General features: G+C 51.4%; 1 protein-coding gene. It reads left to right on the top strand.

Going from position 1 to position 220, the window contains the following annotated elements:
* Positions 1 to 220, top strand: a 220-nt coding sequence (locus A3709_RS22635) for a TonB family protein (RefSeq protein WP_156507745.1), incomplete at both ends; no start/stop codon positions are given.

The following is a 220-nucleotide window of genomic DNA, read 5'->3' as shown; positions in this document are numbered from 1 at the left end:
ATAGGTATCACTGAATACAGTGAACGCCTGGCTAAGTTTCATGAAGGTTTGATGATCGCTGTTTACACCACAGTTCAGTATCCGCGAGTATCGATGCGGCGGAGTCAAGAAGGCCGCGTTGAGATGGATTTAACGCTCGGTCGCGATGGATCGTATAGAGGCGTGAAGGCTGTCAGCCAGTCAGCGTACAAGGCCCTAAATAAAGAGGCCGTTCGGGCTG

The sequence above is a fragment of the Halioglobus sp. HI00S01 genome (assembly GCF_001635445.1).
GTDB classification, from domain to species: domain Bacteria; phylum Pseudomonadota; class Gammaproteobacteria; order Pseudomonadales; family Halieaceae; genus Halioglobus; species Halioglobus japonicus.
The sequence above is the reverse complement of the archived record's forward strand: the minus strand, read 5'-3'. Positions and strand labels throughout refer to the sequence as shown.